This is a genomic window from Sutcliffiella horikoshii (assembly GCF_019931755.1).
Lineage (GTDB): Bacteria > Bacillota > Bacilli > Bacillales > Bacillaceae_I > Sutcliffiella_A > Sutcliffiella_A horikoshii_E.
On sequence record NZ_CP082918.1, the window covers coordinates 1,349,109 to 1,373,598 of the forward strand.

Annotated in this window: 25 protein-coding genes; 14 read left to right on the forward strand and 11 right to left on the reverse strand. The window is 40.2% G+C overall.

Annotated features, from left to right (window positions below; genetic code table 11):
* Positions 1-247 precede the first annotated feature (247 nt).
* The 4 genes from mecA to pepF all read left to right on the forward strand — a co-directional run bounded on the left by mecA (position 248) and on the right by pepF (position 5,751).
* Positions 248-940: an adaptor protein MecA gene (gene mecA, locus K7887_RS06900; protein ID WP_223492808.1), complete on the forward strand. Its 693-nt coding sequence runs from the start codon at positions 248-250 to the stop codon at positions 938-940.
* Positions 941-1,051: 111 nt separating this feature from the next.
* The gene (gene cls / locus K7887_RS06905; RefSeq protein ID WP_223492809.1) at positions 1,052-2,569 is read left to right on the forward strand and encodes a cardiolipin synthase; all 1,518 of its coding nucleotides are present in this window, start codon (positions 1,052-1,054) and stop codon (positions 2,567-2,569) included.
* 107 nt (positions 2,570-2,676) lie between these two features.
* Positions 2,677-3,852, forward strand: a complete 1,176-nt coding sequence (locus tag K7887_RS06910; RefSeq protein WP_223492810.1) for a competence protein CoiA — start codon at positions 2,677-2,679, stop codon at positions 3,850-3,852.
* An 84-nt stretch (positions 3,853-3,936) separates the two neighbouring features.
* Complete coding sequence (gene pepF / locus K7887_RS06915; RefSeq protein ID WP_223493600.1) at positions 3,937-5,751, forward strand: oligoendopeptidase F; 1,815 nt, start codon at positions 3,937-3,939, stop codon at positions 5,749-5,751.
* A gap of 57 nt (positions 5,752-5,808) precedes the next feature.
* Here the strand turns inward: pepF and K7887_RS06920 are convergent, their stop codons facing one another.
* The 5 genes from K7887_RS06920 to K7887_RS06940 all read right to left on the reverse strand — a co-directional run bounded on the left by K7887_RS06920 (position 5,809) and on the right by K7887_RS06940 (position 9,179).
* A complete protein-coding gene (locus K7887_RS06920; protein WP_223492811.1) occupies positions 5,809-5,985 on the reverse strand; it encodes a hypothetical protein in 177 nt (58 codons plus the stop codon).
* 464 nt (positions 5,986-6,449) lie between these two features.
* Positions 6,450-7,322 carry a ClpXP adapter SpxH family protein gene (locus K7887_RS06925; protein ID WP_223492812.1) on the reverse strand — a complete coding sequence of 291 codons (873 nt, stop codon included), beginning with the start codon at positions 7,320-7,322 and terminating at the stop codon, positions 6,450-6,452.
* Positions 7,312-7,728: a globin domain-containing protein gene (locus tag K7887_RS06930; RefSeq protein ID WP_223492813.1), complete on the reverse strand. Its 417-nt coding sequence runs from the start codon at positions 7,726-7,728 to the stop codon at positions 7,312-7,314. The genes K7887_RS06925 and K7887_RS06930 overlap by 11 nt, the downstream gene beginning before the upstream one ends.
* Positions 7,729-7,902: 174 nt before the next feature.
* Positions 7,903-8,571, reverse strand: a complete 669-nt coding sequence (locus tag K7887_RS06935) for a lytic transglycosylase domain-containing protein (RefSeq protein ID WP_223492814.1) — start codon at positions 8,569-8,571, stop codon at positions 7,903-7,905.
* Positions 8,568-9,179: a CYTH domain-containing protein gene (locus tag K7887_RS06940; protein WP_223492815.1), complete on the reverse strand. Its 612-nt coding sequence runs from the start codon at positions 9,177-9,179 to the stop codon at positions 8,568-8,570. The genes K7887_RS06935 and K7887_RS06940 overlap by 4 nt, the downstream gene beginning before the upstream one ends.
* A gap of 187 nt (positions 9,180-9,366) precedes the next feature.
* Here K7887_RS06940 and K7887_RS06945 point away from each other — a divergent pair, with 187 nt between their 5' ends.
* Genes K7887_RS06945 through K7887_RS06960 form a run of 4 tightly spaced genes read left to right on the forward strand, consistent with a single transcriptional unit; the run spans position 9,367 to position 12,120 of the window.
* The gene (locus K7887_RS06945) at positions 9,367-9,735 is read left to right on the forward strand and encodes a UPF0738 family protein (RefSeq protein ID WP_223492816.1); all 369 of its coding nucleotides are present in this window, start codon (positions 9,367-9,369) and stop codon (positions 9,733-9,735) included.
* A gap of 15 nt (positions 9,736-9,750) precedes the next feature.
* The gene (locus tag K7887_RS06950) at positions 9,751-10,383 is read left to right on the forward strand and encodes a GTP diphosphokinase (RefSeq protein WP_010192858.1); all 633 of its coding nucleotides are present in this window, start codon (positions 9,751-9,753) and stop codon (positions 10,381-10,383) included.
* Between the two features lie 16 nt (positions 10,384-10,399).
* The gene (locus K7887_RS06955; RefSeq protein ID WP_223492817.1) at positions 10,400-11,197 is read left to right on the forward strand and encodes an NAD kinase; all 798 of its coding nucleotides are present in this window, start codon (positions 10,400-10,402) and stop codon (positions 11,195-11,197) included.
* 14 nt (positions 11,198-11,211) lie between these two features.
* Positions 11,212-12,120, forward strand: coding sequence for an RluA family pseudouridine synthase (locus K7887_RS06960; RefSeq protein WP_223492818.1), 909 nt, complete (start codon positions 11,212-11,214; stop codon positions 12,118-12,120).
* A gap of 288 nt (positions 12,121-12,408) precedes the next feature.
* Here the strand turns inward: K7887_RS06960 and prpE are convergent, their stop codons facing one another.
* Entirely contained in the window at positions 12,409-13,149 is a 741-nt protein-coding gene (gene prpE / locus K7887_RS06965; RefSeq protein WP_223492819.1) for a bis(5'-nucleosyl)-tetraphosphatase PrpE, read from the reverse strand.
* A gap of 218 nt (positions 13,150-13,367) precedes the next feature.
* Here prpE and K7887_RS06970 point away from each other — a divergent pair, with 218 nt between their 5' ends.
* The gene (locus K7887_RS06970; protein WP_223492820.1) at positions 13,368-15,431 is read left to right on the forward strand and encodes a cation:proton antiporter domain-containing protein; all 2,064 of its coding nucleotides are present in this window, start codon (positions 13,368-13,370) and stop codon (positions 15,429-15,431) included.
* Between the two features lie 150 nt (positions 15,432-15,581).
* Positions 15,582-16,352, forward strand: coding sequence for an enoyl-ACP reductase FabI (gene fabI / locus K7887_RS06975; RefSeq protein WP_223492821.1), 771 nt, complete (start codon positions 15,582-15,584; stop codon positions 16,350-16,352).
* 37 nt (positions 16,353-16,389) lie between these two features.
* Here the strand turns inward: fabI and K7887_RS06980 are convergent, their stop codons facing one another.
* Entirely contained in the window at positions 16,390-16,686 is a 297-nt protein-coding gene (locus K7887_RS06980) for a hypothetical protein (protein WP_223492822.1), read from the reverse strand.
* A gap of 201 nt (positions 16,687-16,887) precedes the next feature.
* Between K7887_RS06980 and K7887_RS06985 the strand changes: the two genes are divergently transcribed.
* The 3 genes from K7887_RS06985 (at position 16,888) to K7887_RS06995 (ending at position 18,929) form a co-directional block, all read left to right on the forward strand.
* On the forward strand, positions 16,888-18,312 hold the full coding sequence (locus K7887_RS06985) for an N-acetylmuramoyl-L-alanine amidase (RefSeq protein WP_223492823.1): 1,425 nt from the start codon (positions 16,888-16,890) through the stop codon (positions 18,310-18,312).
* Positions 18,313-18,433: 121 nt separating this feature from the next.
* Positions 18,434-18,610 (forward strand): hypothetical protein, encoded by a 177-nt coding sequence (locus tag K7887_RS06990; RefSeq protein ID WP_223492824.1) that lies wholly within the window; start codon positions 18,434-18,436, stop codon positions 18,608-18,610.
* A 175-nt stretch (positions 18,611-18,785) separates the two neighbouring features.
* Positions 18,786-18,929, forward strand: a complete 144-nt coding sequence (locus K7887_RS06995) for a hypothetical protein (protein WP_223492825.1) — start codon at positions 18,786-18,788, stop codon at positions 18,927-18,929.
* Positions 18,930-19,027: 98 nt separating this feature from the next.
* Here K7887_RS06995 and K7887_RS07000 read toward each other — a convergent pair whose 3' ends face one another.
* The 4 genes from K7887_RS07000 to K7887_RS07015 are packed head-to-tail and all read right to left on the reverse strand — an operon-like array spanning position 19,028 to position 23,658.
* Positions 19,028-20,032, reverse strand: a complete 1,005-nt coding sequence (locus K7887_RS07000) for a polysaccharide pyruvyl transferase family protein (protein WP_223492826.1) — start codon at positions 20,030-20,032, stop codon at positions 19,028-19,030.
* A complete protein-coding gene (locus K7887_RS07005) occupies positions 20,029-21,543 on the reverse strand; it encodes a glycosyltransferase (protein WP_223492827.1) in 1,515 nt (504 codons plus the stop codon). The genes K7887_RS07000 and K7887_RS07005 overlap by 4 nt, the downstream gene beginning before the upstream one ends.
* A gap of 16 nt (positions 21,544-21,559) precedes the next feature.
* Positions 21,560-22,645: a non-hydrolyzing UDP-N-acetylglucosamine 2-epimerase gene (gene wecB / locus K7887_RS07010; RefSeq protein WP_223492828.1), complete on the reverse strand. Its 1,086-nt coding sequence runs from the start codon at positions 22,643-22,645 to the stop codon at positions 21,560-21,562.
* Positions 22,646-22,659: 14 nt separating this feature from the next.
* A complete protein-coding gene (locus K7887_RS07015) occupies positions 22,660-23,658 on the reverse strand; it encodes a glycosyltransferase (RefSeq protein ID WP_223492829.1) in 999 nt (332 codons plus the stop codon).
* Positions 23,659-23,743: 85 nt separating this feature from the next.
* On the opposite strand from K7887_RS07015, the gene K7887_RS07020 reads away from it, so the two are divergent.
* Complete coding sequence (locus tag K7887_RS07020) at positions 23,744-24,469, forward strand: glycosyltransferase family 2 protein (protein ID WP_223492830.1); 726 nt, start codon at positions 23,744-23,746, stop codon at positions 24,467-24,469.
* The last annotated feature ends 21 nt before the right edge of the window (positions 24,470-24,490 follow it).

Below are 24,490 nucleotides of genomic sequence, written 5' to 3' on the forward strand. Positions count from 1 at the left end.
CTATGTTTTGCTTAAATGGACCGGAACCAAACCGCATTTGCTCATCTTTGCATAGATTTTAGGTTTACTCGCTATGCTAAATGGATAAATTGTAACAATAAGGTATAAGAAATTTGTGGAGGGTCCCTTCCAAGGAAAGACGGAGGAAAATGAGAAGCGGACAATAAGAGACTGGCATTTCTCGTTTGAGATTTGTTTGCAAGAGAGCACGCTTATCATTTACCGAATCAGAAGGGAGTTGTTAAGAATGGAAATAGAACGTATTAATGATCATACGGTAAAGTTTTATATTTCATATGGTGATATAGAGGAACGTGGGTTTGACCGCGAAGAAATCTGGTATAACCGCGAGCGTAGTGAAGAACTATTCTGGGAAATGATGGATGAAGCCCATGATGAAGAAGATTTCATGGTGGAAGGCCCGCTATGGATACAAGTTCAGGCCCTTGATAAGGGATTGGAGGTCATCGTCACCCGTGCTCAGTTATCTAAAGATGGCAAGAACTTCGAGGTACCTGTGTCAGAGGACAAGCGAATTGACATTCCAGTGGATGAACGAATAGAAGCGCTTCTTGATCAGCACTTTAATTCTTCAACGAAAACAGATGAAACAAAAGACGAAAAACTGGATGAGGAGAAAGACCTTCTGCAATTTATGGTCCGGTTTAGAGATCTCGAGTATATTATTTCTGCGAGTCACCGATTGCAGCACTTAGAAAATTTAAGCAACCATCTGTACTTTTACGAGAAAAGCTACTATTTATATGTTGATTTTTCAAGTGAGCATTATACAGATGAAGAGATTGACAATGTACTAAGCGTGTTACTCGAGTATGGGGAAGAATCAGCCATCTCCATTCACCGTCTTCAAGAATATGGTTCGGAAGTTGCCAAGGACGATGCAATGAAGGAAATGACGAAGCATTTTCCTCTTAAATAATGTAAAGCCGATTTCACAATGTTGAAATCGGTTTTTTCCAATTGAAATATTATGATTATACATAAAGTAAGATTTTGCGTGTGCGTTTAGGATAGAGGAGAAGTGAGTCTGTTGAAAAATACCATTCGGGTTATTGTATTTATATTAGTAATCGGTGCTGTTTTATTTGCAACCCAAGGCCTTTGGGAAGGCTGGTTGCTAGGATCCATTTCTATTTTTTTTACTATATCTGTCGTCTTTATAGCATTTTTAATTTCTCTTGAAAATAGACACCCGACCAGAACGCTCACCTGGTTGGTCGTCTTAGGAAGTTTTCCCGTACTTGGATTTTTCTTTTATTTGATATTTGGCCGGAATGTCAGGAAGCGTAGGCTTTTTCAAAGGAAAGCCCTTCTGGATAAGGAAGTACTGGAAGAAGTGGAAGGAACCCCAGAGTATACGGAAGAAGACATGCGCCTATTGGATGAAAGTAAGAAAGGGATTTTTCAACTTTCTCAGAATATCGGAAGGAGTCCTATCTCCTTTGATACGGAAACGGTAGTGTTGACTAACGGAAATCAAACATTCACCAGGATTCTTGAGGAAATCAGCAAAGCAAAACACCATATTCATTTTGAATACTATATTGTAAGAGATGATGAAATAGGTACTCAAATCAAAGATCTATTGATTGAAAAAGCTAAAAGCGGTGTACAGGTACGATTTCTGTTTGATGCCGTGGGAAGCTTTCAATTGGGCAGTAAATACATAAAGGAACTCCGTGCGGCAGGAGTGGAAATCGTCTCTTTCTCACCTGTTAGGGTACCTGTATTTAATAACAAGATTAACTTCCGTAATCACCGTAAGATTATTGTGGTTGATGGGGATGTAGGCTTTGTTGGCGGGCTGAATATAGGGGATGAGTATCTGGGACGTGATGAGTATTTTGGTTTTTGGAGGGATACCCACCTCTATGTTAGAGGAGAAGCAGTTAGGACGCTTCAGTTAATATTTCTGCAGGACTGGTATTATGCAACAGACGAATCTCTGCTTACCCCGAGCTATTTGACCCCAGCCTTAGCGAATGAAGACGGGAAAAAATATGGCGGAGTCCAAATGATTGCAGGAGGACCAGATCAGGAATGGGAGGTCATAAAGAGTCTATACTTTTCCATGATCACTTCTGCCCGTAAATCCATCTGGATTGCCTCGCCATATTTTGTTCCTGATGATGATATTTTCACGGCACTGAAGGTGGCAGCGCTAAGTGGCCTTGATGTCCGCTTATTGGTGCCGAAACGTCCAGATAAACGAATCGTTTACTATGCTTCTAGGTCCTATTTTCCTGAAATGATGGATGCAGGTGTAAAGATTTTTCAATACGAGAAAGGCTTCCTGCACAGTAAAGTGGTGGTTGTTGATGAACAGGTTGCTTCCATCGGAACTGCAAACATGGACATGAGGAGTTTCCATTTAAATTTTGAAGTAAATGCTTTTCTTTATAATACCGAAAGTGTGATAACACTTGTTGAGGATTACGAGCAAGATTTACACGATGCGAAACCAATTGCGAAAGAGGTATTTGCCAATCGTCCTTTTTATCAGAAGGTGTTTGAATCGTTAGCAAGGTTAGCCTCCCCACTACTGTAAAAACCGGAGATATTCTTTCCGGTTTTTTTGTGGACTTTTGAAGGAAATTGTCTAAGTGTGGCGAATGGTATAGAGGTGTAAAAATATTTATCGAAAGGTGTGTTGGAATGTTTGTTGCAAAAAGAAAAGACGGATCTTTTATTTCGTTACTGGATTGGAAGACCCGAGAAGAAGTTGAGCGCCTGACAAAAGGAGAGCAGTTTTTCTGTCCAGCTTGTCATCGCACTCTCCAGTTAAAACACGGCCAGGTTAAAAAAGTCCATTTTGCCCACATGAACGACTCCTGCAATGCCTCCTCAGAATCAGAAACCACCTACCATCTTGAAGGCAAGGCCAAGCTTTACGAAAGTCTCCTCCACTCATATGCCAACCCAAAACTAGAACATTACATCCCGAGCACAAATCAAAGAGCGGATGTTTACATGGAAGCAGAGAATCAAAAGTTTGCGTTTGAGTTTCAATGTTCTTCTATATCAAAATCAGAGTTTAGTAAGAGGACGCAACTGTATGAAAGCTCACACATCAAGCCAATATGGATCCTCGGAAAAGAAAAACTAGGAAACATACAATCACAAATGAAGTTTTCTCCTTTTCAATGGCAATTTCTCCAAAGACATACCCCACGAAGTTCACCATACATCCTCAGTTTTTGTCCAAAGTCTACTCAATTTTATTATCTCTACCCATCTTTTTCTTTTAACACATCTACCACTTATATCTCAACATTGACAAGCAAGGTTTGGATAGACAACCCAAACTTCACCCCACCAAAAGCATCTTGGAGAGAGCACTTTCTCCACTATAAAAAGAAATGGAGATATGTTTATTCACTCTATAAGCCGCACAATTATTTAAGAAAATACTGTTATGCTAAAATGAATATTCCTCTTTCGTTGTTTCCCGCAGAAATCGGTCTTCCTGTTCCTTCTTTCTACAGAATGCATACACCTGTCATTGAATGGCAAGCATGGCTCTATTTTGATTCTATCTTTCATACACCATTGCATTCCATTATTCATGTGCCGACCGTCATGCAAAACTTTAAACGTCGGATTAAAAATTCGCAAATAACAATAAGAGAGCTGCCACTTGTTAAGGCCGGTTCCTATGAGGATGCTATTGTGGAATATCTTAACGCCCTCGTTTTCATCGGGGCATTAAAACGGGAAACCCCTGTAGTTTATCGAAAAATAAAAAATGAACTGCCCTTTTCGTCCATAGAAGAGGCATGTAAACAAGATCGCATCGTATTGGAATACTTGTTGCATATCATACAATCTTAAGATTAATAAAACAAAAAAGGGAATAATAAAGACGTGTCGAATAGTTTAAAGGATGCACTTTTTATTTTTAAAGGGGGTTAAATGATGGCGGAACAAACTGCTGTTAAGAAATTACAAGAACGTAAAGACATCTCTGTGGAGGATACATGGAGATTGGAGGATATTTTCTCAAGTGATGAAGCATGGGAAAAAGAGTTTCAAGAAGTAAAGGGAATGATCGGCAAGATAAAGGATTATGAGGGGAAATTATCAGAATCTGCTGATGCGTTGTTTGAAGCATTGCAGTACCAAGATTCCATCTCAAGCCGATTAGGAAAGCTGTATACATATGCACATATGCGCTACGATCAAGATACAACCAACTCCTTCTACCAAGGGTTGAATGACCGTGCAACCAATCTTTATACACAAGTGGCAAGCGCGCTTTCCTTTGTGGTACCAGAAATTTTGACCATGAAAGAAGAAGACATTGCAAAGTTCCTTCAAGAAAATAAAGAGCTTGCTCTATACGAACACTCTTTAGATGAAATTAATCGCCAACGTCCGCATGTGCTGTCTGCGAAAGAGGAAGCTTTATTAGCTGAAGCTTCTGAAGTGTTATCTGCATCATCCAACACTTTTGGAATGCTGAACAATGCCGACATTACCTTCCCGTCTGTAAAAGATGAAAACGGGGAAGAAATCGAAATCACGCATGGCCGATACATCCGCTTCCTAGAAAGCGAAGATCAAGAAGTAAGAAAGAATGCTTTTAAAGCAGTGTATGAAACATATGGGAAATATCGAAACACATTCTCCAGTACATTAGGTGGAGCGGTGAAAAAGGACAACTTCCAAGCGAAGGTCCGCAACTATGATTCTGCACGTCAATCTGCATTAAGCAACAACAATATCCCGGAAACTGTATACGATAACTTGGTGAACACGATCAATAAAAACTTACACCTTTTACACCGTTATGTGGATCTTCGCAAAAAAGTCCTTGGTGTAGAAGAGTTGCATATGTATGATCTTTACACTCCTCTGATCAAGGAAGCGAACATGAAGGTTTCTTACGAGGAGGCAAAGGATTACTTACTTAAAGGTCTTGCGCCACTAGGTCAGGAGTACTTGGATATTGTAAAAGAAGGATTCGACAACAGATGGGTAGACGTTCAAGAGAACAAAGGCAAGCGTTCCGGTGCTTATTCTTCTGGAACATATGGTACAAACCCTTATATCTTAATGAACTGGCAGGACAATGTGAATAACTTGTTCACGCTTGCACATGAGTTCGGCCATTCCGTGCACAGCTACTATACAAGAAAAACTCAGCCATATCCGTATGGAAACTACTCCATCTTTGTGGCAGAAGTAGCATCTACATGCAACGAAGCACTATTGAATGATTATCTGTTAAAAACAGTGGATGACGACAAAAAGCGATTATACTTGTTAAACCACTATCTAGAAGGTTTCCGCGGCACAGTATTCCGTCAAACGATGTTTGCTGAATTTGAGCACAAGATCCATGAACTTGCTCAAAATGGTGAAGCATTGACTGCCGACCTGTTAACAGAAACATACTATGAATTAAACAAGAAATATTTCGGTGAGAACATCACGATTGATGAGGAAATCGGATTAGAGTGGGCGAGAATCCCTCACTTCTACTACAATTATTATGTATATCAATACGCTACAGGCTACAGTGCAGCAACAGCACTAAGCAAGCAGATCTTAGAAGAAGGACAGCCTGCTGTGGACCGTTACCTTGAATTCTTGAAAGCGGGAAGCTCCGACTATCCAATCGAAGTCTTGAAAAAGGCTGGAGTGGACATGACTCAATCCAACCCGATTGAAGAAGCTTGTAAGGTATTTGAAGAGAAGTTAAAAGAAATGGAAGAGTTGCTTTCCTAATAATGCCAATGGGGGACCACCTTGTAATGAGGTGGTTTTTCTTTATGGGGAAAAGGGTTATTTGAACCCTTTAAATCGTCGCTGATTGTTCAAGAGAACGATAAGCAGGAAGATAGAAAAGAATAGTATAGGAGAGGTGAAATAGATTGGGTACAGCTTCATAAGTCCAAGGACATTAATGAAAAGGCTGAACAGGATAAACAGGATACATAGGATGAACGGGATTTTTGACATAGAGGCTGCTCCTTTCAAGTAGACTTGTACCTCTACTAGCTATATGTACGTAAAAGGGGAAGAATCCATTACAAAAAAATTCGTTTGTGACAAAGTTGTGAAATAGAGGTCTAACCTCTTGTCAAAAGTCGACATCATCTGATATATTTATAACTGTGAAACGATTCACAAACAAACATATACCCCTTTGTTTGACCGTGAAAAATTTCTCCCATCCCCTTTGTTGTCTTTAATGACAATAGATTAGCCCTGGTCCCGTTGACCAGGGCTTTTCCTATGTGGAAAAAACTTAGTCGAACGGCGCAGCCGGCATTAAGTATGCCCCAAAAAACGAAACGGGCCATACGATAAAATTGAAAAAACAACTACTTAGGCCTTAATAGCTTAAGAAGTTGTTCTGAAATATAAAAACCGGAGAAGCAAACATCATGAGTTTGCCTCTCCGGTTTAAATTTCTTTCTAAGTCAATTCGCAATATATCTCCAAAACGTTCCGTGCTTCACAGGAACCTTCTCCACTCGCTGTGCCAGCTGAAGCTTCTTTAACTCATGTTCCACTTCCACAATCGGCAGGTTATATACTACCGAAATCTCCTTTGTTGCTACAAACGAAAACTGTGATAAGAAGTCCTCCAATGGTGGCAGCATCTTAGGAAAAGGCTGTTCCCCGAGCATGTCTTGTAAAATGTGCACATACACCTCATAGGAATGATAGCCTGAAACCTTGATACCTTCTTCTTCAATATTTTCGTTAAAGAAAACAAGAGTTGGGATCTCAGATACGTCCATCTCATTGGTGATTTTGAAATCGCAATTCAACGCCTTGGATGCACATTCCCCGTTCATATCCTTTGTGAACTCTTCCATGTCGAGTCCTACCGACTCCGCACATTCCATTAACACAGGGAGTTCTGAGATATTCTGCTTCTCTAAGAACAGTACTTCTTGCAGCTTTCGCAGGTACTTGATTCCTGCCTTACGTCCTTGAAGCTCGGCGGCCTTGATTGCAATGGATGCAACATAGGGCGATTCAATGGGATTCTCAAGCCACAATGACCCATCACAGGACATGCCGGAGCGGGTTGCCGTGCGTTCCCAAACTTGTGCCATCGAAGCAGCATAATGTTTTTTGGCAAGATTGAGTGATGTCAATTGGCCTGTGACAATATGCTTGATGGTAAAGTACTGTCCGTACTGCACATATAACTTCTTTAGCATCGGTTCCAATGCCCAGCACTCCGGGCAGAGAGGATCGATGAAGAAGTAAATCTCTATTGGTTTATTGGTAGTATGCTGAATGTTTTGTAAATAAAATAATTTCTTATCATTACAGGTCACATGAATCTTCCTTTTCTTCAGGTTTGTCTGGGGTATTGATCATATGTTGAGCCGTTAGTACTAAACGCTGAAAAAATTCTTTTCGATATGAACCCTCAAGTCCCACTTCATCCATTGCCTCTTCCATGCATGCAAGCCATGCTTTAGCACGAGTAGGAGTAATTTCAAAAGGCAAATGGCGCGCACGCAGCATTGGATGCCCATGCTCACTTGTATAAAGAGGTGGTCCTCCTAAGTATTGGGTAAGAAATTGCTTTTGCTTCCTTGCTGTTTCCGTCAGGTCATTCGGGAAAATAGGAGCTAAACTGGGATGGCGACCTACACGATCGTAAAATGCGTCTACAAGTTCATTAATTACTTGCTCTCCGCCAACAGTTTCAAAAGGTGATTGTATGTTATCCATCATTTTTAACTCCTTATATCTAAAGTAACGATTGTATGTATATTTTAGCAATGTGGTTATTATATCTCAAACAATTCGATTCCACCCTTGCAAAAAATAGGGAAAAAAGGGAGTTGAGTGGCATAAAAAACACCGCGCATGAATTTTCACTTTCATACGCGGTGTTTTTAAAAATTTTTAGGCTTGATAGTTTCCGGTAACCTTTCGGACGTAGTTCATGGTTTCTTTGAAAGGGGGGACTCCGTTGTATTTGTCTACATTGCCTGGTCCTGCATTGTAGGCGGCGAGTGCAAGGGTTAGATTGCCGTCATATTTGTCCAGCATCTGACGGATGTATTTGGTGCCACCCATAATATTTTGCCTCGGATCCATTGCATTAGTGACACCGAGTCCTTTTGCCGTTAAAGGCATGAGCTGCATTAAACCGGTTGCCCCTGCATGGCTAACCGCCGTTGGGTTAAAATTGGATTCTTGTTGGATGATTTCTTTAATTAATTTCGGGTCTACTCCATATTTTACAGAAGCTTCCTCAATGATTTCTTCAAAATCTGATCGTCTAGCTACACTCATCTTTTCACCAACTGAGCCAGTAGCATGAAGAGGAGCTGCACTTTTACCAATCTCCGCTTCCAGCATGCTCGCATTCATGGAAAGCAATGCTGAATTCAGTGGATGAGAAAAAGAATGCTGTCCAGACAGCGGAGAACTCCCAGTGTCCGTTGTCATCATTCCCGCCAACACGCTAGAGAAAGGAAGGTTGGAACCGGTGCTAGTAGGTTGCTTGTTTTCTTGTAAACCTTGTAAAGCTTGAAGTTGCATCATGGATCGAAGTTGTTCTACGTTCATTTTTGGTCCCCTTCTCCTGTAAGTGAACAGGCTTTTGCCTCGTAAAATCTTACAATTTTATTTTTCGTTTCACGGAGAGGGATTCCATATGCCTCCAGCAGCTCGTGGAACAATTTTTCGCCTTCTGCATAATTGTTTACTTCATATTCCAGTTCAAAGTCGCTAGTATCCATATAATTGCTTTCATCCAATACTAATAATCCGTCTTTGTATGAAAGCTCGGCGCGGTTTGTTTTTAACGATCCAAAGTAGATTACTTCAGATGGGGAGATACTAAGCTCGTCCATTAAAATACTGGAGATAATTCCGTTGATCAATCCGTTCTTTGCGCTTTTCATAGCTACAAATTCATCCTCAGAAACCATCTGATGTGTTTCAAGAAGTCCTTCTGCAGCAGGTTGTTTTAGGGTAAGAGTATAGGTATCGCTTTTTTTTCGAACGCGGAGAGCACAGCCTTTTTCCTTTAGTGCAAACCCAGGCGTGTCAAAATAATGGTTTTCCTGAGTGAAAAAATCATCTGAATTCACTTTAAATGCCGAACAGAGAGATGTAAATTCATCAAAGGTCAATAAATTCTTAAATTCGATTTCGATTTCTTGGTTAGTCATAGTTTTACCTCTCCTAATTGATATACTTCTATTATTACTTGCTTTTCGAGGGAAGGCAATGTTTAACTGCCATTCTTTTAGGAATCATTAAACACAATTATTTGGTAAAAAAGTTAGGTTTCCATTTCGTTGCAGGAAGGGAATTATGATAATATATGAGTAGGATTTAGGTTGGAAGGAGATTATTATGCAAAAAAGAATTGAAATCAAGAAAACATCATGGAATGAACAACAACTTTTGCTGGAGGCGGATTCTGTATCTTTTCCGCTTGATCAAGTGTCTGCGAGCAATCAAATGCTGGTGGATTCAGACAATCTCGCATTTATCTATAAACTGGAGACAGCGACTGAATTTATCTATGTTAGCATTAAGGATGATTTTTGGACTGATGTAAAACAGGCATTAGAGGATAAAAAAGCAATTGTACTAGTAGTGGACAAAACGGCATTACTGCTGACAAACATAGAAGAAGAACTAGGGTACTTAATAGAAAATATTAGAGACAACGCCAATTACGGGGAAGAGATGGAGAGAAGAGTAAACGAGATTTTTTAAGGGGTTTGGCCAATTATGATACAACACTGGGATTTGTTTTTAGCGCCTTATAAACAGGCAATAGATGAAATGAAAGTGAAATTAAAGGGGATGCGAGGGCAATTTAAGATGCAATCGGAGCATTCTCCAATTGAGTTTGTTACGGGAAGGGTCAAGCCGATAGCAAGTATCTTGGATAAAGCGACACGCAAAGGAATTTCTCTTGAAAAGCTGGAAGATGAAATGCAGGACATTGCCGGTGTCCGCATGATGTGCCAGTTTGTGGATGATATACATAGAGTGGTGGAAATTCTCCGTATTCGGAATGACTTTGAAATTGTCGAAGAACGAGATTATATTTCCTCCCGAAAAAACAGCGGCTATCGTTCCTATCATGTGGTTGTCCGTTACCCTGTACAGACGATTGAAGGGGAAAAGAAAATCCTCGTAGAAATTCAGATCAGGACACTTGCGATGAACTTCTGGGCAACCATTGAGCACTCGCTGAATTATAAATATAGCGGCCAATTTCCTCAGGATATAAAAGAAAGACTGGTTCGTGCAGCGGAAGCGGCATATCTCCTAGATGCGGAAATGTCGCAGATTCGAGGAGAAATCCAAGAAGCACAAGCCATCTTTTCACGAAAAAAAGAGCTAGATTCGAACTAACAAAAGGGGTGGGAGTATGAAATTTGCCATAACCTCCAAAGGGGACTCGGTTTCAAACACATTGATGCACAAAATGAGGACCTACTTGCAGGATTTTGATTTGACTTATGATGAAGATCAACCTGATTTGGTTGTTTCTGTCGGGGGAGATGGGACACTTCTATACGCGTTCCATCGCTACCGCAGCCGCCTGGACAAGACTGCTTTCATCGGTGTCCACACCGGACATCTTGGATTTTATGCCGATTGGGTGCCAGAGGAAATTGAAAAATTGGTCATTGCAATCGCCAAGACCCCTTATCAAATTGTGGAATACCCATTGTTGGAAGTGATTATCCGCTACAATGATGGGGGAAGGGAAGCGCGTTACTTAGCACTAAATGAATGTACGGTTAAAAGTGTGGAAGGTACATTGGTGATGGATGTAGAGATCAAAGGGCAGTTATTCGAAACATTCCGCGGTGACGGCCTGTGCATCTCCACTCCATCTGGCAGTACCGCCTATAATAAGGCGTTAGGCGGGGCAATCTTGCACCCATCCTTACCGGCTATTCAGCTGGCAGAGATGGCATCCATTAATAACAGGGTATTCCGTACCATCGGATCACCGCTAGTGTTGCCGCAGCACCATACCTGTCTATTAAAGCCTGTCAATGATGTTGACCATCAAATCACCATTGACCATTTGACCTTGCTACATAAAGATGTGAAATCTATTCAAAGCCGCGTGGCAAAAGAGAAAATTCGCTTTGCACGCTTCCGTCCTTTCCCATTCTGGAAACGGGTTAGCGATTCATTTATTACCGATAAATAAGAGGACTGGTTGTTATGGAAAGATTTTTTCAAATCTTTAAAGCTGGAGCCCGAGACGAAGGAAAACTGCTTCGCGAATTCTTAAAAGAAAGGCAAATCTCCAAAGCTGCCTTGATCGATATAAAATTCAACGGTGGGGCGCTGCATGTGAATGGCAGCGCCGTTACTGTGCGATACGTTCTGCAGGAAGGCGATACGGTTGAAGTGTTTTTTCCAAAAGAAGAGCCGAGTGAAGATCTGGTGGCTGAAGAAATCCCCCTTGATATCGTATACGAGGATGAATATGTCCTTGTGGTGAACAAGCCTGCAGGGATGGCATCTATCCCGTCTCGGGAGCACCGACATGGAACACTTGCTAATGCAGTGCTTGGCTATTATCAATCCAAGGGAATTTGTGCAACCATTCATATTGTAACTCGTTTGGATCGTGATACATCAGGATTGATGCTTATAGCCAAACACCGCCATGCGCATCATCTTTTTTCGTTGCAGCAGAAGGAGTTTGGCGTTAAGCGCCGGTATGAAGCTTTGGTTCATGGGGAGATGAATGTTGATGAGGCTGAGGCTAGTGGGGCTGTGGATGCACCGATTGGGCGGAAGGATTCGAGTATTATCGAGCGCGAAGTCCGGGAAGATGGGCAGCGTGCAGTGACGCATTACATGGTGCTTCGCGCTAGAGAAAGTTGGAGTCACGTTTCTTTAAGGTTGGAGACTGGACGCACCCATCAGATCCGCGTCCATATGGCATATATAGGGCATCCGCTGCTCGGAGATAGCCTTTATGGAGGTTCTGGTGTTAATGGATTGTCACGCCAGGCTTTGCATAGCTGTGAGTTGAGCTTCTTTCATCCAGTGGAAGAGCGGGAGATGACGTTTCGATGCACGTTGCCGGAGGATATGAGTAAAGTATTGGGGAAGAGCTGACGATCCATGGGGATGTCAGCTTTCTTTTTTTGGGGGCTAGCTTGCTCGCTGACGGTCGAGTGGGTTCGTTTTGAAGTAAATGGGAATCGCCCGTAATTTCTGATTTTCGCCCGTAAACTAGAAAAAATCGCCCGTAAATTCTAATTATCGCCCGATTTAGTAAAACACTGCATTTGAGAGTGAACCCCGGTGGCGGATTCCCGTCATTGCTGTCACATTTCCGCCGTCAAGCCGTCGCTGTCCCAGCCAAGCCCACTCCAACAAGCTCAACCGCCATCCACCGTCCCCTCAATCCCACAACTCCCTAAACTTCTCCTTCACAAACGGCATCCCAGAGTCAACAGAAACCGTCTCCATTTCAGGATAGCGCAAAGCGGAAAGTTTACCCCCAAAGACCGCTCCTGTATCAATGTTAGCGGTGTTATTGACGATTCTCACTTCCCTGACTGGCGTATGACCATAGACAACCCAAGCATCGCCGTCATATTCTTGCGCCCAATCACGGCGAACAGGCATGCCGTTTTCATGGAACTCTCCGGTGATATCGCCGTAAAGGACAAAAGTTTTCACCTTTTTTCCCTCTTTCCCTATGTATTCCTTCTTAATGCCGGCATGCGCTACAACTAGCTTGCCATCATCCAATACATGATAGAGGGGCGCTTCTTCATAAAGCTTGATGAACATTTTCCTGAACTCTTTCTGTGCAGCACCCGACAATGCTTCAAACTCCGCGACAGTCGTTTCAAGTCCATGTGTATGCTGTACTTTGTTGCCTAAAAGAAAGCGATACAACTTGTTGCAGTGATTTCCCGGTACGTAATAGCCAAGTCCAGCATCGACCAAAGCATAAACAATCTTCACCACACCGATGGAGTCAGGCCCTCGGTCAGTAAGATCGCCAACAAAAGCAAGTTTTCTTCCCTCAGGATGTTTATACAGACCCTTGACCTCTGAGTAACCCAAGTCTATTAGAAGAGATTTAAATTCCTCTATGCACCCATGAATATCACCGATGACATCTATTTTCATAAAGTTAAAACACTCCTTTTTATACATATCTATCCCAGTTTCCCCATACAAATGAGTGAGAAAAAAGGAAAAAGTTCATACTATTGTTAATATCTTCATTTTACCATTATTGTAAATTTTACATGAAGAATTTATCAGATTGCTGTATTAGCGCAGTAAAAACGTGATATAATTCTTGCTTATTACATACAAAAAAAGAACTGATCGGGGAAGATAGTATGTTTGAATTACCAATTAAGGAACCGGTATTAGTTTTTACAATTGCCATGATCATCTTTTTCATTTTTCCCTATTTCATGAAATTGTTGCGTATACCGGGATTGATAGGTCCGATTTTAGCAGGGGTAATCATTGGCCCCAATGGTTTGGCGGTGCTTGAAAGAAGTTCCACCATTGAGCTGCTTGGCACAGTAGGCCTGCTATTTATCATGTTTATAGCCGGGCTTGAAATGGACCTGGACGGATTTAAGAAATATCGTAACCGCAGTATTGTTTTTGGTTTGATGTCATTCTGGATTCCGCTGCTGTTCGGTACAGTCATCAGCTTGCTGCTTGGCTACAGTGTGGCAGCTGCCATTCTAATCGGATCAATACTTGGATCTCATACCCTCTTAGGCTATCCGATTGCAAGTCGACTTGGAATCGGGAAAAGTAAAGCCATTACCACAGCTGTTGGCGGTAGCATTTTAACGGATACATTTGCCTTATTGGTGCTGGCAGTCATAACAGGTGCGGCAGCAGGAGAGCTGGATATTTATTTTGGTGTGAAGTTGACCTTCTCCTTGATTGTTTTTGTTGCGATTATATTCTTGGGGACGCCGTTTCTCTCTAGATGGTTTTTCCGGAACGTGGCGACAGAAGGAACTGGGGAGTTCATTTATGTCATGGTCATGCTGTTTACAGCGGGATCGTTGGCACTTATTGCAGGTCTGCAGCCGATTATCGGTGCGTTTTTAGTGGGTCTTGCCCTGAACCGTTTCATCTTTGACCAAGGGCCACTAATGAACAGAATACGTTTTACAGCAAACAGCATTTTCATTCCGTTTTTCTTGTTATCAGTCGGAATGCTGATGGATTTGAGTGTACTTGTCGGCAATGCGAAAGCTTGGGTGTTAACGGTTGCTATCGTGCTCGGGCTATTGGTGAGTAAGTATATTGCCGCGGTATTGACAAGTAAATTTTACAAATACACTAAAGATGAAAAAATGGTGATATTCGGCCTTACGACGCCGCAAGCTGCTGCAACACTTGCTGCCACACTTGTCGGATTTAATGTCGGGCTATTGGACCAGGCGACGGTCAATGGAGTCATCATCATGATTTTGATTACGTGTATTATTGGTCCTTATTTAGTTGAAAAATATGGACGCAAACTTGCACTGGAAGAAGAAATGATGCCAGTTCAAAAAGGGGACGCACCTGAGCGAATCTTAATTCCCATTGCCAACCCGAATACGATGGAGTCCTTGATGGACCTTGCTTTTGTCATCAGACAATCTAATTCTGTCGAACATCCGCTATACGCGCTGAGTGTCGTGCAACGGGACATGTGGGGAGCAGATGGAGATGTTGCAAAAGCAGAAAAAATGCTGGGGCAGGCAGTTTCCTACTCCAGTGGCGCAGATGTTCCACTCCGCGTGACGACAAGGGTAGACCGAAACATCGCGATCGGAATAAACCGTGCCATCGCGGAAGAACGTATCACCACCCTTGTGGCAGGCTGGAACGGAGAACGTACTGCTCCTCAGAAAATTTTTGGCGGCGTCATCGACCAGGTGCTGGATCAGACGAATGTGTCCGTATTGATTTCTAAACTTGGCCATCCGTTAAATACGACAAAGAGGATTGTGCTAATCCTTCCAAAAGGGATTGATCATAAACCAGGATACTGGGACGCTCTTGCTACGATTAAATTAATCGCTAGTAATCTTGGTGCGACGATTCAATGTTATGTTATCAAAGGATTTCCAGATGTATATAAAGCGCATATGCGCGAAATTAAACCGAATCCACCGACAGTAGTGGAGTGGGTGGAAGGTTGGACGGCACTTTATGAAAACAAGCTGCCTACCCTTCAAGCGGATGACCTTGTGGTTGTGATCAGTGCGAGGAGAGGGACGACCGGCTGGCATCCACAGCTTGAGAAGATCCCAGGTAAACTTGCCAAAATTAATCCCGAAAGCTTTATCATCTTCTATCCACGCGAGGAAAAAGAGGATCTGCGAGGGACGCGCGGAACGGAGATACCGAAAGAAGTACTGCTTGGCAGGGATTATGATTGATTAGATTTGTTTTGCTAGGAAGCAGTGCAGGGTGAAGGAAACCTGTACTGCTTTTTTTCTTCCCAAAAGATTTAATTCGCATTTCGACAACTATATGCTATAATTATGACTAGGTACTAATAACTTATATAAATAGGAGGATATAAAACAATGAACTTATCCTTAGATGGTCGTACATATGTAGTAATGGGAGTAGCAAATAAAAGAAGTATTGCATGGGGTATCGCACGTTCCCTGCATGACGCAGGTGCACGCCTTGTGTTCACGTACGCTGGTGAGCGCTTAGAAAAGAGCGTAAGAGAGCTTGCAGATTCACTAGAGAGAAACGACTCCATCGTTCTTCCATGTGACGTTACAAAAGACGAAGAAGTGCACACTTGCTTCCAACAGATTAAAGAAGAAGTTGGCATGATTCACGGTGTTGCGCACTGTATCGCATTTGCGAACAAAGAAGAGCTACAAGGCGATTACATGAACACAACAAGAGATGGATTCCTGTTGGCGCACAATATCAGCTCTTACTCTTTAACAGCAGTAGCTAAAGAAGCGAAAGAGATCATGACAGAAGGTGGAAGCATCGTTACCCTAACATACCTAGGCGGCGAGAAAGTAGTTCCTAACTATAACGTTATGGGTGTGGCAAAAGCTAGTCTTGATGCAAGTGTGAAATACCTTGCCAATGACCTTGGAAAAGTAGGTATCCGTGTGAACTCCATTTCCGCAGGTCCGATTCGTACGCTTTCTGCTAAAGGTGTAAGTGACTTTAACTCCATTTTAAAAGAGATTGAAGAAACGGCTCCACTGCGCAGAGTGACTACACAAGAAGAGGTTGGGGACACAGCTTTGTTCTTGTTCAGTAACTTGTCCCGCGGGATCACTGGGGAAAACATTCACGTGGATTCCGGGTACCATATTTTATAATACAAAAGCCGCAATGAATTTTGCGGCTTTTTCCATTTTATGCTGGTGGTGTTTGAGCTTGACTAATACTAGTTACATCTTTACAACAGATGTGCAAAATCTGCGCCGGATCATCTCCATCTTCAGGTACTAATAAAACAAGTATACCTGGCTTTTTCTTAAAATCTAAAAGTGTCCCAGTAGTCCGACCAGGCCCTGCATTATAGGTAACAGTAATAGCTTGATTAATAAAGCTCTCCGTGTAACGTCCACAAAAACAGCTTTGATCCCCTTTATCGTTCTTCTTCCATGAACAGCAACCGCTGTCCATACCTTTGTCATGATATAATCCCATAACATTCACCCCCTAAATATAGAGATACTATATAGTACTCAATAAAAGATTCTTTGGAAAGGCGCTTGTCCCTTAAATAGAAAACTACTTCAAAAATATCATTTCTATCATTTTTTATTAAAATATCATTCATCAATTACATTCACCCATACCTCCCTCCGAACTCTAGCATATTCTATAGCAAAAGGAGGGAATCACCAGATGAAATTGATAGTTTTAGACCCTGGTCATGGTGGACAGGATCCGGGGGCTGTGTTTCAGAGGCTCCAAGAAAAAGTAGTGAATTTAGATATTGCCAAACGTGTGAGGACATATTTGGAAAAAGAATATGAGGTTAAAGTGATGATGACAAGAGAGGGGGATTCCACCGTCAGCTTGGAAGCGAGAAGCAATCTCGCAAATTCTGTTAAGGCGGATTATTTCTGTTCTATTCACCACAACGCTGGTGGAGGGACAGGCTTTGAAAGCTATCGTTACAATGGTAGCAATGCGTTTTCTAGTAAATCGAAGACTTTTCAGGAAATTGTTCATAGGGAAGTCATTAATGTGGTTACAAGTAAATACAATAGGAGAGATAGAGGAGTCAAAGCGGCGAACTTCCATGTGTTAAGAGAGACGTCGATGCCATCTGTTCTGTTGGAGATCCTGTTTCTAGATAGCACCGAGGATAGAGCGCTCATCCAGCATGAATCGTTTAAGGAGGATGTGTCGGCAGCTATTGGTGAAGGTCTTGCCAAAGCTTTGGCCCTGCCAAGGAAGGTGACAACCAATTTGTATAAAGTAATTGCGGGTTCTTTTAAGGATAAGAAAAACGCGGAAGCCAGACTTGAATTTCTTCAGGAAAAGGGTATTACAGCATTCATGGCCACCACAACATTAAACGGTGCACCATATTTCCGTGTGCAAGCGGGTGCATTTAAAGACAGGGAGAACGCGGAGAATCTTGGCGCCGAAATAAAAAAATTAGGAGTCGAAGCATTCATACTAGTCGAAACCACTATGTCACCAGCTCCAATCCCTCCAGCAGATCCAACACCACCAACTCCACCTGCTCCACCAAATGTTCCAAAACCAACAGGACTATCCATTGAAGGTAAATCTGTATTAAAAGCAGAAGAGCTTGATACTTTTGTTAAAACGATTAACCCTAAAGCCCCTATGCTTGGAGAATATTATATTGAGCTAGGAGAGGCTTATAACATCAGAGGAGATGTTGCCTTTGCACAGGCAATTCATGAAACGAATTACTTCCGTTTCACCGGAATTGTCAAACCGCACCAGAACAACTACGCTGGTATCGGAGCGACAGGTGGAGAAGTGAGAGGTGCCTCGTTCGCTACCCCTGAAGAAGGTGTCCTTGCTCAGATTCAGCATCTGTACGCATATGCCAATCGAAAGCCGCTACCAACAACCTATCCTAAAGTAGATCCACGCTTTGACCTTGTCACAAGAGGAATTGCCCCTGGATGGATAGATTTGAACGGACGCTGGGCTGTTCCTGGAACTCAATACGGACAGTTAATCTTGAAAATATATGAAAAAATGCTGGAAGAAACGATTACGGTAAAACAGGAAGAGTTGGAGAAGATGAGGGATGTGCTGGTAGAAGTAAGAAGAGAAAGTTAAAAGGAATCTAAGATTATTGGTGATAAATGGAAAATTAGTGGTTTTTTTTCACGAATGTCATTAAACAACCTATTAGTAGCATAATATAGTGAAAATCCTAATCTGTTAGGGAGGGGTTTAGATGACATTAGAGGTTTGTAAAGCAAAATTGAATGTGAATTTCAAGCATGGATTCACCATTTCGCCAGAATTAAGTATAGAAGAAGCATTAAAAGCAGTTTTGCAAGGCTTAAAAAATGGAGACGCTCAAGAGGTAAATATAGCTGTTGAATACCGGCAGAAAGAGACAATTGAATAATTTATAATAAAATGTTTGATTAGCAGTTCTGGAAGTTAACTTTAACTACCAGAACTGCTCTTTTGTAACAGAAGAAACAATTAGTGCTAAAATCCATTTAAATCAGCATATTTACACAAACCTTTTAAACAAGCAGGAATATACTATTAATATAAAAGATAAAGGAGTGAAGCTGATGATCAAAGTAATAAGAGTACTTGGTGAGAGTAAAGTAGTAGAAGAAAATCAAGTGAAAACGAAGAAGAAAACTTCCAAAAAACCTTTGGATAATAGGCTTTTAAGATGTAATTTACGACCATGGTTTATGAAAATCAACTAATATGGCGAACAAGTAATGTAATATAAATAGCAATAGAAAATAGTCTGATGTCCTCAAAAGACAACAGACTATTTAATTTCATATAATTGTTACTAATCTTAGGAATGATGTAGATTTTCTATTTCTTTTTTCAGAGCAGCAAGCGCTATATCACTTAATTGTTCCATTTCTTTTATTTTGTAAGCAATTTGTGACATTCTATTTTTACCATTTTTTAGTACGTGTTCAAGTTTGGCTTGTAATACTGCTTCTTCCTCTTCGTAATTACAAAAGAAATCCTCTAAATCAAAGGCCTGGAGGAGGCTTCTTACTTTGCTTAATTTACTTAAACAAAATGTTGGGACATTATTTCTAATACCTACTAAAGAGGGATGGAGTTTAAAGGAAACTAAATAATCCAAGTTCTGTATATGACTATATGTTACGTCCAAGTATTGATAATTCTTGATGACTATATCGGCTTTGGGATTAAGTTTCAAAATTGTTTCCTTTAACTTTAAACAAGTGTTGAGATCTGAGAATCTGTTTCGAACGTCCACTACAGCTATTAGAGAAATTGTATATTCGTTAGGGGATAATGTAGAAAGAATTTTAGCTATTTTATTTAGAGGGAATTCTTCATATGAGAAACTACAGACACCTATTGTTTTTTTATATGGGTTCTTAATAATCGGATAATTTGGTTGCTTATAACTAAAAGCAATATCTGGAACTTTTTTAATATTGGCATTCAGTTTTAAATATTCAGCAAGCCTTACAGAGTTTGAATCTCTTACATATAATCCTTTTGCATGTGTAATAACTTCACGATACTTTTCAACTTCCTCTTTTGGCCAGGTTTCAGGAGGATAGAAGTCTACAATCCCTACACCGTAAACCCATGTTGGAAGTTTTATTAAACCTTTTGGAAAGTAACTGTCGTTATAAGAGTAAGGAATGATTAGGTCTCCTCCTCCTACAATGACAGAGTCAGAAGAGAAATAATCCATATGCTTAACAATTGGATAAACAGTATGTTCATGAAAGACCTGTTTGAATGTTTCAAGAAATAGTTCATCACCAAAATTTCCTTGTCCATAATAGCCAGCAATACCAATTTTCATTTACTCACCTCATCTGTTCTTTTAAATATGGAAATCCTAGGGTTATTAAGTCTTATATGATTATTATTTTTACTTTTTAACTGAAAGCTAGGAAGAGCTCCTAATTTCTTAACTAACTCCGTAATGTCTACAGAGTATGTTTTGTTAATGGATTCTTTCAAGTTGTAGCTTTTAAAGGAATGGAGGTCAAGTTTAGTGGAATATGTTAGCTTGTCGAAATCTATTTCATTCAGGGTATAATTAATTTCTACATGTAAGGTAGTAAAAGAATGTGTTGTTCCAATATCAATGTCCAAGTAAATATGGTTACTTCCTAAGTCTATATTTTCTTTTGGTGCTTTCAAGAAACATTGATACTCACCTTGAGGCTTTTGCCCGATGAATGGAGGATCGTGTTTAAGATTAGTGTTAGGATAGTATGAATTGGTAGTGCAGTGTGCTAAGTTAAAAGTATTGTTATGATAAAAAATAGAATTTAGTAGTTGTTGGGTTTCACTGGGCTTGTTAATGGCTGGAAAATAATTTACCAATGATTGTTGAATTGTTCTATACCGTTCTTCCCAACTAAATTGTTTAGCATATTGTGATAAGTAGGACGGATTTCGCTTATACACAAGTGCTTTGGCAATATATGAGAGAAATTGATGATGAGTATCTGCAACATCTACAAACGGTATCATTTTCTTAACTTCTGGGAGATTAGTAGAAACAACTGGTTTTCCTGCAGCTAAATATTCATAAACTTTAATGGGGTTTGTACTTTCCGTAATTCTGTTTAGTTCAAATGGGATAATACAAATATCGAAATAAGCAAGAATAGCTGGTAGATCACTATAATCTCTGTACCCAAGATAAAAAACATTAGTTTTATTTACTATTTCAGAAGTTAACATAGGACCTATGATAATAATTTGACCATGCGGGTAGGTGTCAGCTAGTTTGGAGATGATTTCTTTATCTACCCATGGGGCCCATGCACCTATATAACCAATTTTCGGCCCGTCTGAAAAAGGTACACCTTCTAAATTATCCATATTTATAAATTGAGAGTTATGGAAAAATTCCCACTCGCACCCATTAGGAACTAGCGTAACAGGCGTTTCTGGTGCAATCTTCTTCATTTTCTCCTTCAAATTCATGGCGGTACAAACAATTGTATCTACCTCATGGACCCACCGTTTTTCATCATCATCCCAATCTGGAAAGTCATCTACACAATCGTAAACGAGAAAGTCAGCATTAAATTCTTTAGCAAATGGAATTTTTTTGCTCCACGATGTCCAATATAGTTTATCTTCCTCTAACATAGGTAATATTTTATCCATAAAGAATTGGGCATGGTTAATAGTGAATAAGTTATTTTCTACTTCACTCCAAACTTTTCCAGGTTGGTTTTCCTTATTAAAATATAGGACAGTGTGATTGTCTTTAGCAAACTGCCTCATTAAATGTTGAGGGCGCTGCCTCATAAACGACCAATCAATTGTAGGTGGATAAATTATAATAGTCATAGCTCACCTCTATTATTTAATTTAGAATAATATCTAAGATTCTTTTACTAATTCCAGTTTTTCCATATGGGTGTGTCCAGTCTGCTTTTTTCAGGATACTCGCTTTTACAGCTTCAAGTATCTTTTCTTTTTGGTAACCAGCGAGTGTATTTGCTCCACATTCAAGTGTCTCAGGTCTTTCTGTGTTTTCCCTAAGAGTAACGCACGGTGTGCCAATGATGCAGGACTCTTCCTGCAAACCCCCGCTATCTGTAATAACTAGCTTTGCATGATATTGCAGGTGAATAGTGTGGTAGAAATTTGGTGGAGGATCTAAAATGATGATGTTAGGATTATCCACCAGTCGTTGAAATAGATTCTGTTGTGCCAAGATCTTTTTTGTTCTGGGATGCATGGACAAGACTAATTTACTTTCGGGGTGGGTGGCAAGATCTAAAATGGATGAAAAAATGGAATGGAGACGTATAGGGTTGTCTGTGTTTTCCTGCCGGTGAACAGTAATAAAAAAGTATTTCTTTGAGTCAAGACCATAAATATCTAATACGTTTATCTTGTTATGATGTTTAACATGCTCTATCGCATCTACTATTGATTGCCCTACGAGATAAATACCACTATTGATACCCTCTGTGTTTAAATTTTTTACTGACTCTTCAGTAGGAGCGAATAAATAAGTTGACATATTATCTACTAGAATACGATTTATTTCTTCCGGCATTGTTTTATCGAAGCTTCTTAATCCTGCTTCTACGTGTGCAACTGGAATGGACAATTTTGCAGCTGCTAAACAAGCTCCTAGAGTAGTATTGGTGTCACCATGAACGACTATTGTATCTATTTTCTCTCTAATAATTATCTCTTCTAATTGAACCATTATTTTCGCAGTTGTTGCCGCATGAGAGCCAGAACCAACACCTAGGTTGTAGTCTGGTTTTGGAAGACCAAAAATATCAGCAACCATTCCGTCCATATGGTAGTCGTAATGTTGTCCGGAATGTACATATAGATGATGAGAGTTTCTTTTTTTCATTTCCTTAATCAATACTCCCATTTTTATCAATTCTGGTCTAGTGCCTACCACTACTGCCATCTTTTTATTCAACGAAAAGCACCCTTTCATTTATTGAGACTGTTAATTAGAGAGATTGCTTGCTTTACACGATGGCTCCAAGTATTGGAGAGTGCGAAATTTTTACGTATTGAGCTGTCACCTGGATTTTCTAATCGCGATTGTACTTTTGAAATAAATTCAGGGTAACTTCGTCCAATATCAACAAATTCTTTAACCAATAAACATTCAGGTAACGCTGTGGATACGACTGGTTTGCCTGTGGCCAAATATTCATACATCTTCACTGGATTTGTGGCTAAAGTAACAGGAGTTATTTTGAAAGGTATAATACAAACTGCCATCTGATTTAAATAGGATGCTAATTGATGGTGGGGGAGATGCCCTAAGAAAGTTATATTCGGTAAATGATCTAAAGTGAACTTTCTACCAAATTCGATTCCTATAATCTTGATTTCACAATCTTTAAATGCACGCGCAAGTCTTTTGATTAAATTATCATCTACCCAAGGAGCCCATGCCCCGATATAGCCTATTATTTTTTTTTCACCTGTTACACTCTGCTTTGATGGAATGTGGAGACCCATAGACTCGTCATATCCATTACGAATCAAGTCAATTCTTTTATGAGGATACTCTTTTTTTAGACGCAAGTATAGTCTTTCTGCTGTACAAGTAACTGCATCCGCGACCTCCATCATTTCTTTCTCATATTTAACCCAATCTGCAAATTCATCCACACAATCATAAATTATCCAGTCTGCTTTATATACTTTTAATTCCTTTGCTAACATTGCCCATGAGCACCAAACACCAACTTTGCAATCTTTCTCTTTTCTGACTTTTGGTAATGTATAATTTAACCAATTGTCATGATGATGGACTAAATAAAGGTTTGGTGCAATTTCCTCTATTTCCCGATCCTGTTGAGTCTTATTACAGTAGAATACCGTGTATCCTTGTTTCGCAAAATTCTGCATTAACTGTTGAGGTCTTTGCTTCATAAAACCCCAATCGATGGTTGGAGGATAGATAAGGATGTTCACTGATATTCACTCGCTTCCGTATTCTGTTTTTTGGAAAAAGTCATAATTTATATTATGTAATAAAAAAATAGAAGGTGTGGACTAATTGACTAATACATGTATGTTAACTATTGTTATTTGTACCTATAATGACGGGTCTTATTTAACAAATGCAGTATCAAGTGTTATCTCTCAAACAAAAAGGAACTGGGAGCTCATTATAGTTAATGATGGTTCTGAAGATAATACAAAGACAATCCTTGACTCCTTGGTGTGGAATCCGTCAGTTCGGATAATCCACAATAGAGTTAATTTGGGGAAAGCTGCTTGCTTGAATATAGCTCTTAATGAGGCAAAAGGAGAATGGTTAATGGAGTTAGATGCAGATGACTGGCTTCCCAATAAGTGTACAGTGAAACTAGAAGAGCAGATCCTTGCATTAAGTAATGACGTAGCTTTAATATATGGGAAATATAAGGAGTGGCGAGAACGAACAAGAGATGGTGCCCTTTTTTTTTCGAAAATACATGGAAGAAAATATGTTGACCTGATGCAATATATAAACAATCCAACTCCAATAGCCCCTAGAGTCTATAAAATGGACTTATTAAGGAAAAGTAATGGATGGTGCTTATCAGATATGTATGGAGGCAGAATGTATGAGGACATATATATGGTTTGCACAATATCTAAACTTGGAAAAGTGGAGTTTGTTAATGATGTTTTATATCACAGGCGCCTCCGAAAAAACAGTATCTCAAATAAAACGTCTGCTAACTATATCTCTTGGAAGAAGTGGATGATGTCCACACTAATAAAAGGTAGCGAATAAAGATCAATTCGCTACCTTTTA

Coding starts and splice junctions, on each gene's coding strand:
- mecA (WP_223492808.1), top strand. CDS start 248: ATGGAAATAGAACGTATTAATGATCATACGGTAAAGTTTTATATTTCA.
- K7887_RS06910 (WP_223492810.1), top strand. CDS start 2,677: ATGTTTGTTGCAAAAAGAAAAGACGGATCTTTTATTTCGTTACTGGAT.
- pepF (WP_223493600.1), top strand. CDS start 3,937: ATGGCGGAACAAACTGCTGTTAAGAAATTACAAGAACGTAAAGACATC.
- K7887_RS06920 (WP_223492811.1), bottom strand. CDS start 5,985: ATGTCAAAAATCCCGTTCATCCTATGTATCCTGTTTATCCTGTTCAGC.
- K7887_RS06930 (WP_223492813.1), bottom strand. CDS start 7,728: ATGATGGATAACATACAATCACCTTTTGAAACTGTTGGCGGAGAGCAA.
- K7887_RS06935 (WP_223492814.1), bottom strand. CDS start 8,571: ATGAACGTAGAACAACTTCGATCCATGATGCAACTTCAAGCTTTACAA.
- K7887_RS06940 (WP_223492815.1), bottom strand. CDS start 9,179: ATGACTAACCAAGAAATCGAAATCGAATTTAAGAATTTATTGACCTTT.
- K7887_RS06945 (WP_223492816.1), top strand. CDS start 9,367: ATGCAAAAAAGAATTGAAATCAAGAAAACATCATGGAATGAACAACAA.
- K7887_RS06950 (WP_010192858.1), top strand. CDS start 9,751: ATGATACAACACTGGGATTTGTTTTTAGCGCCTTATAAACAGGCAATA.
- K7887_RS06955 (WP_223492817.1), top strand. CDS start 10,400: ATGAAATTTGCCATAACCTCCAAAGGGGACTCGGTTTCAAACACATTG.
- K7887_RS06960 (WP_223492818.1), top strand. CDS start 11,212: ATGGAAAGATTTTTTCAAATCTTTAAAGCTGGAGCCCGAGACGAAGGA.
- prpE (WP_223492819.1), bottom strand. CDS start 13,149: ATGAAAATAGATGTCATCGGTGATATTCATGGGTGCATAGAGGAATTT.
- K7887_RS06970 (WP_223492820.1), top strand. CDS start 13,368: ATGTTTGAATTACCAATTAAGGAACCGGTATTAGTTTTTACAATTGCC.
- fabI (WP_223492821.1), top strand. CDS start 15,582: ATGAACTTATCCTTAGATGGTCGTACATATGTAGTAATGGGAGTAGCA.
- K7887_RS06980 (WP_223492822.1), bottom strand. CDS start 16,686: ATGGGATTATATCATGACAAAGGTATGGACAGCGGTTGCTGTTCATGG.
- K7887_RS06985 (WP_223492823.1), top strand. CDS start 16,888: ATGAAATTGATAGTTTTAGACCCTGGTCATGGTGGACAGGATCCGGGG.
- K7887_RS06990 (WP_223492824.1), top strand. CDS start 18,434: ATGACATTAGAGGTTTGTAAAGCAAAATTGAATGTGAATTTCAAGCAT.
- K7887_RS06995 (WP_223492825.1), top strand. CDS start 18,786: ATGATCAAAGTAATAAGAGTACTTGGTGAGAGTAAAGTAGTAGAAGAA.
- K7887_RS07000 (WP_223492826.1), bottom strand. CDS start 20,032: ATGAAAATTGGTATTGCTGGCTATTATGGACAAGGAAATTTTGGTGAT.
- K7887_RS07005 (WP_223492827.1), bottom strand. CDS start 21,543: ATGACTATTATAATTTATCCACCTACAATTGATTGGTCGTTTATGAGG.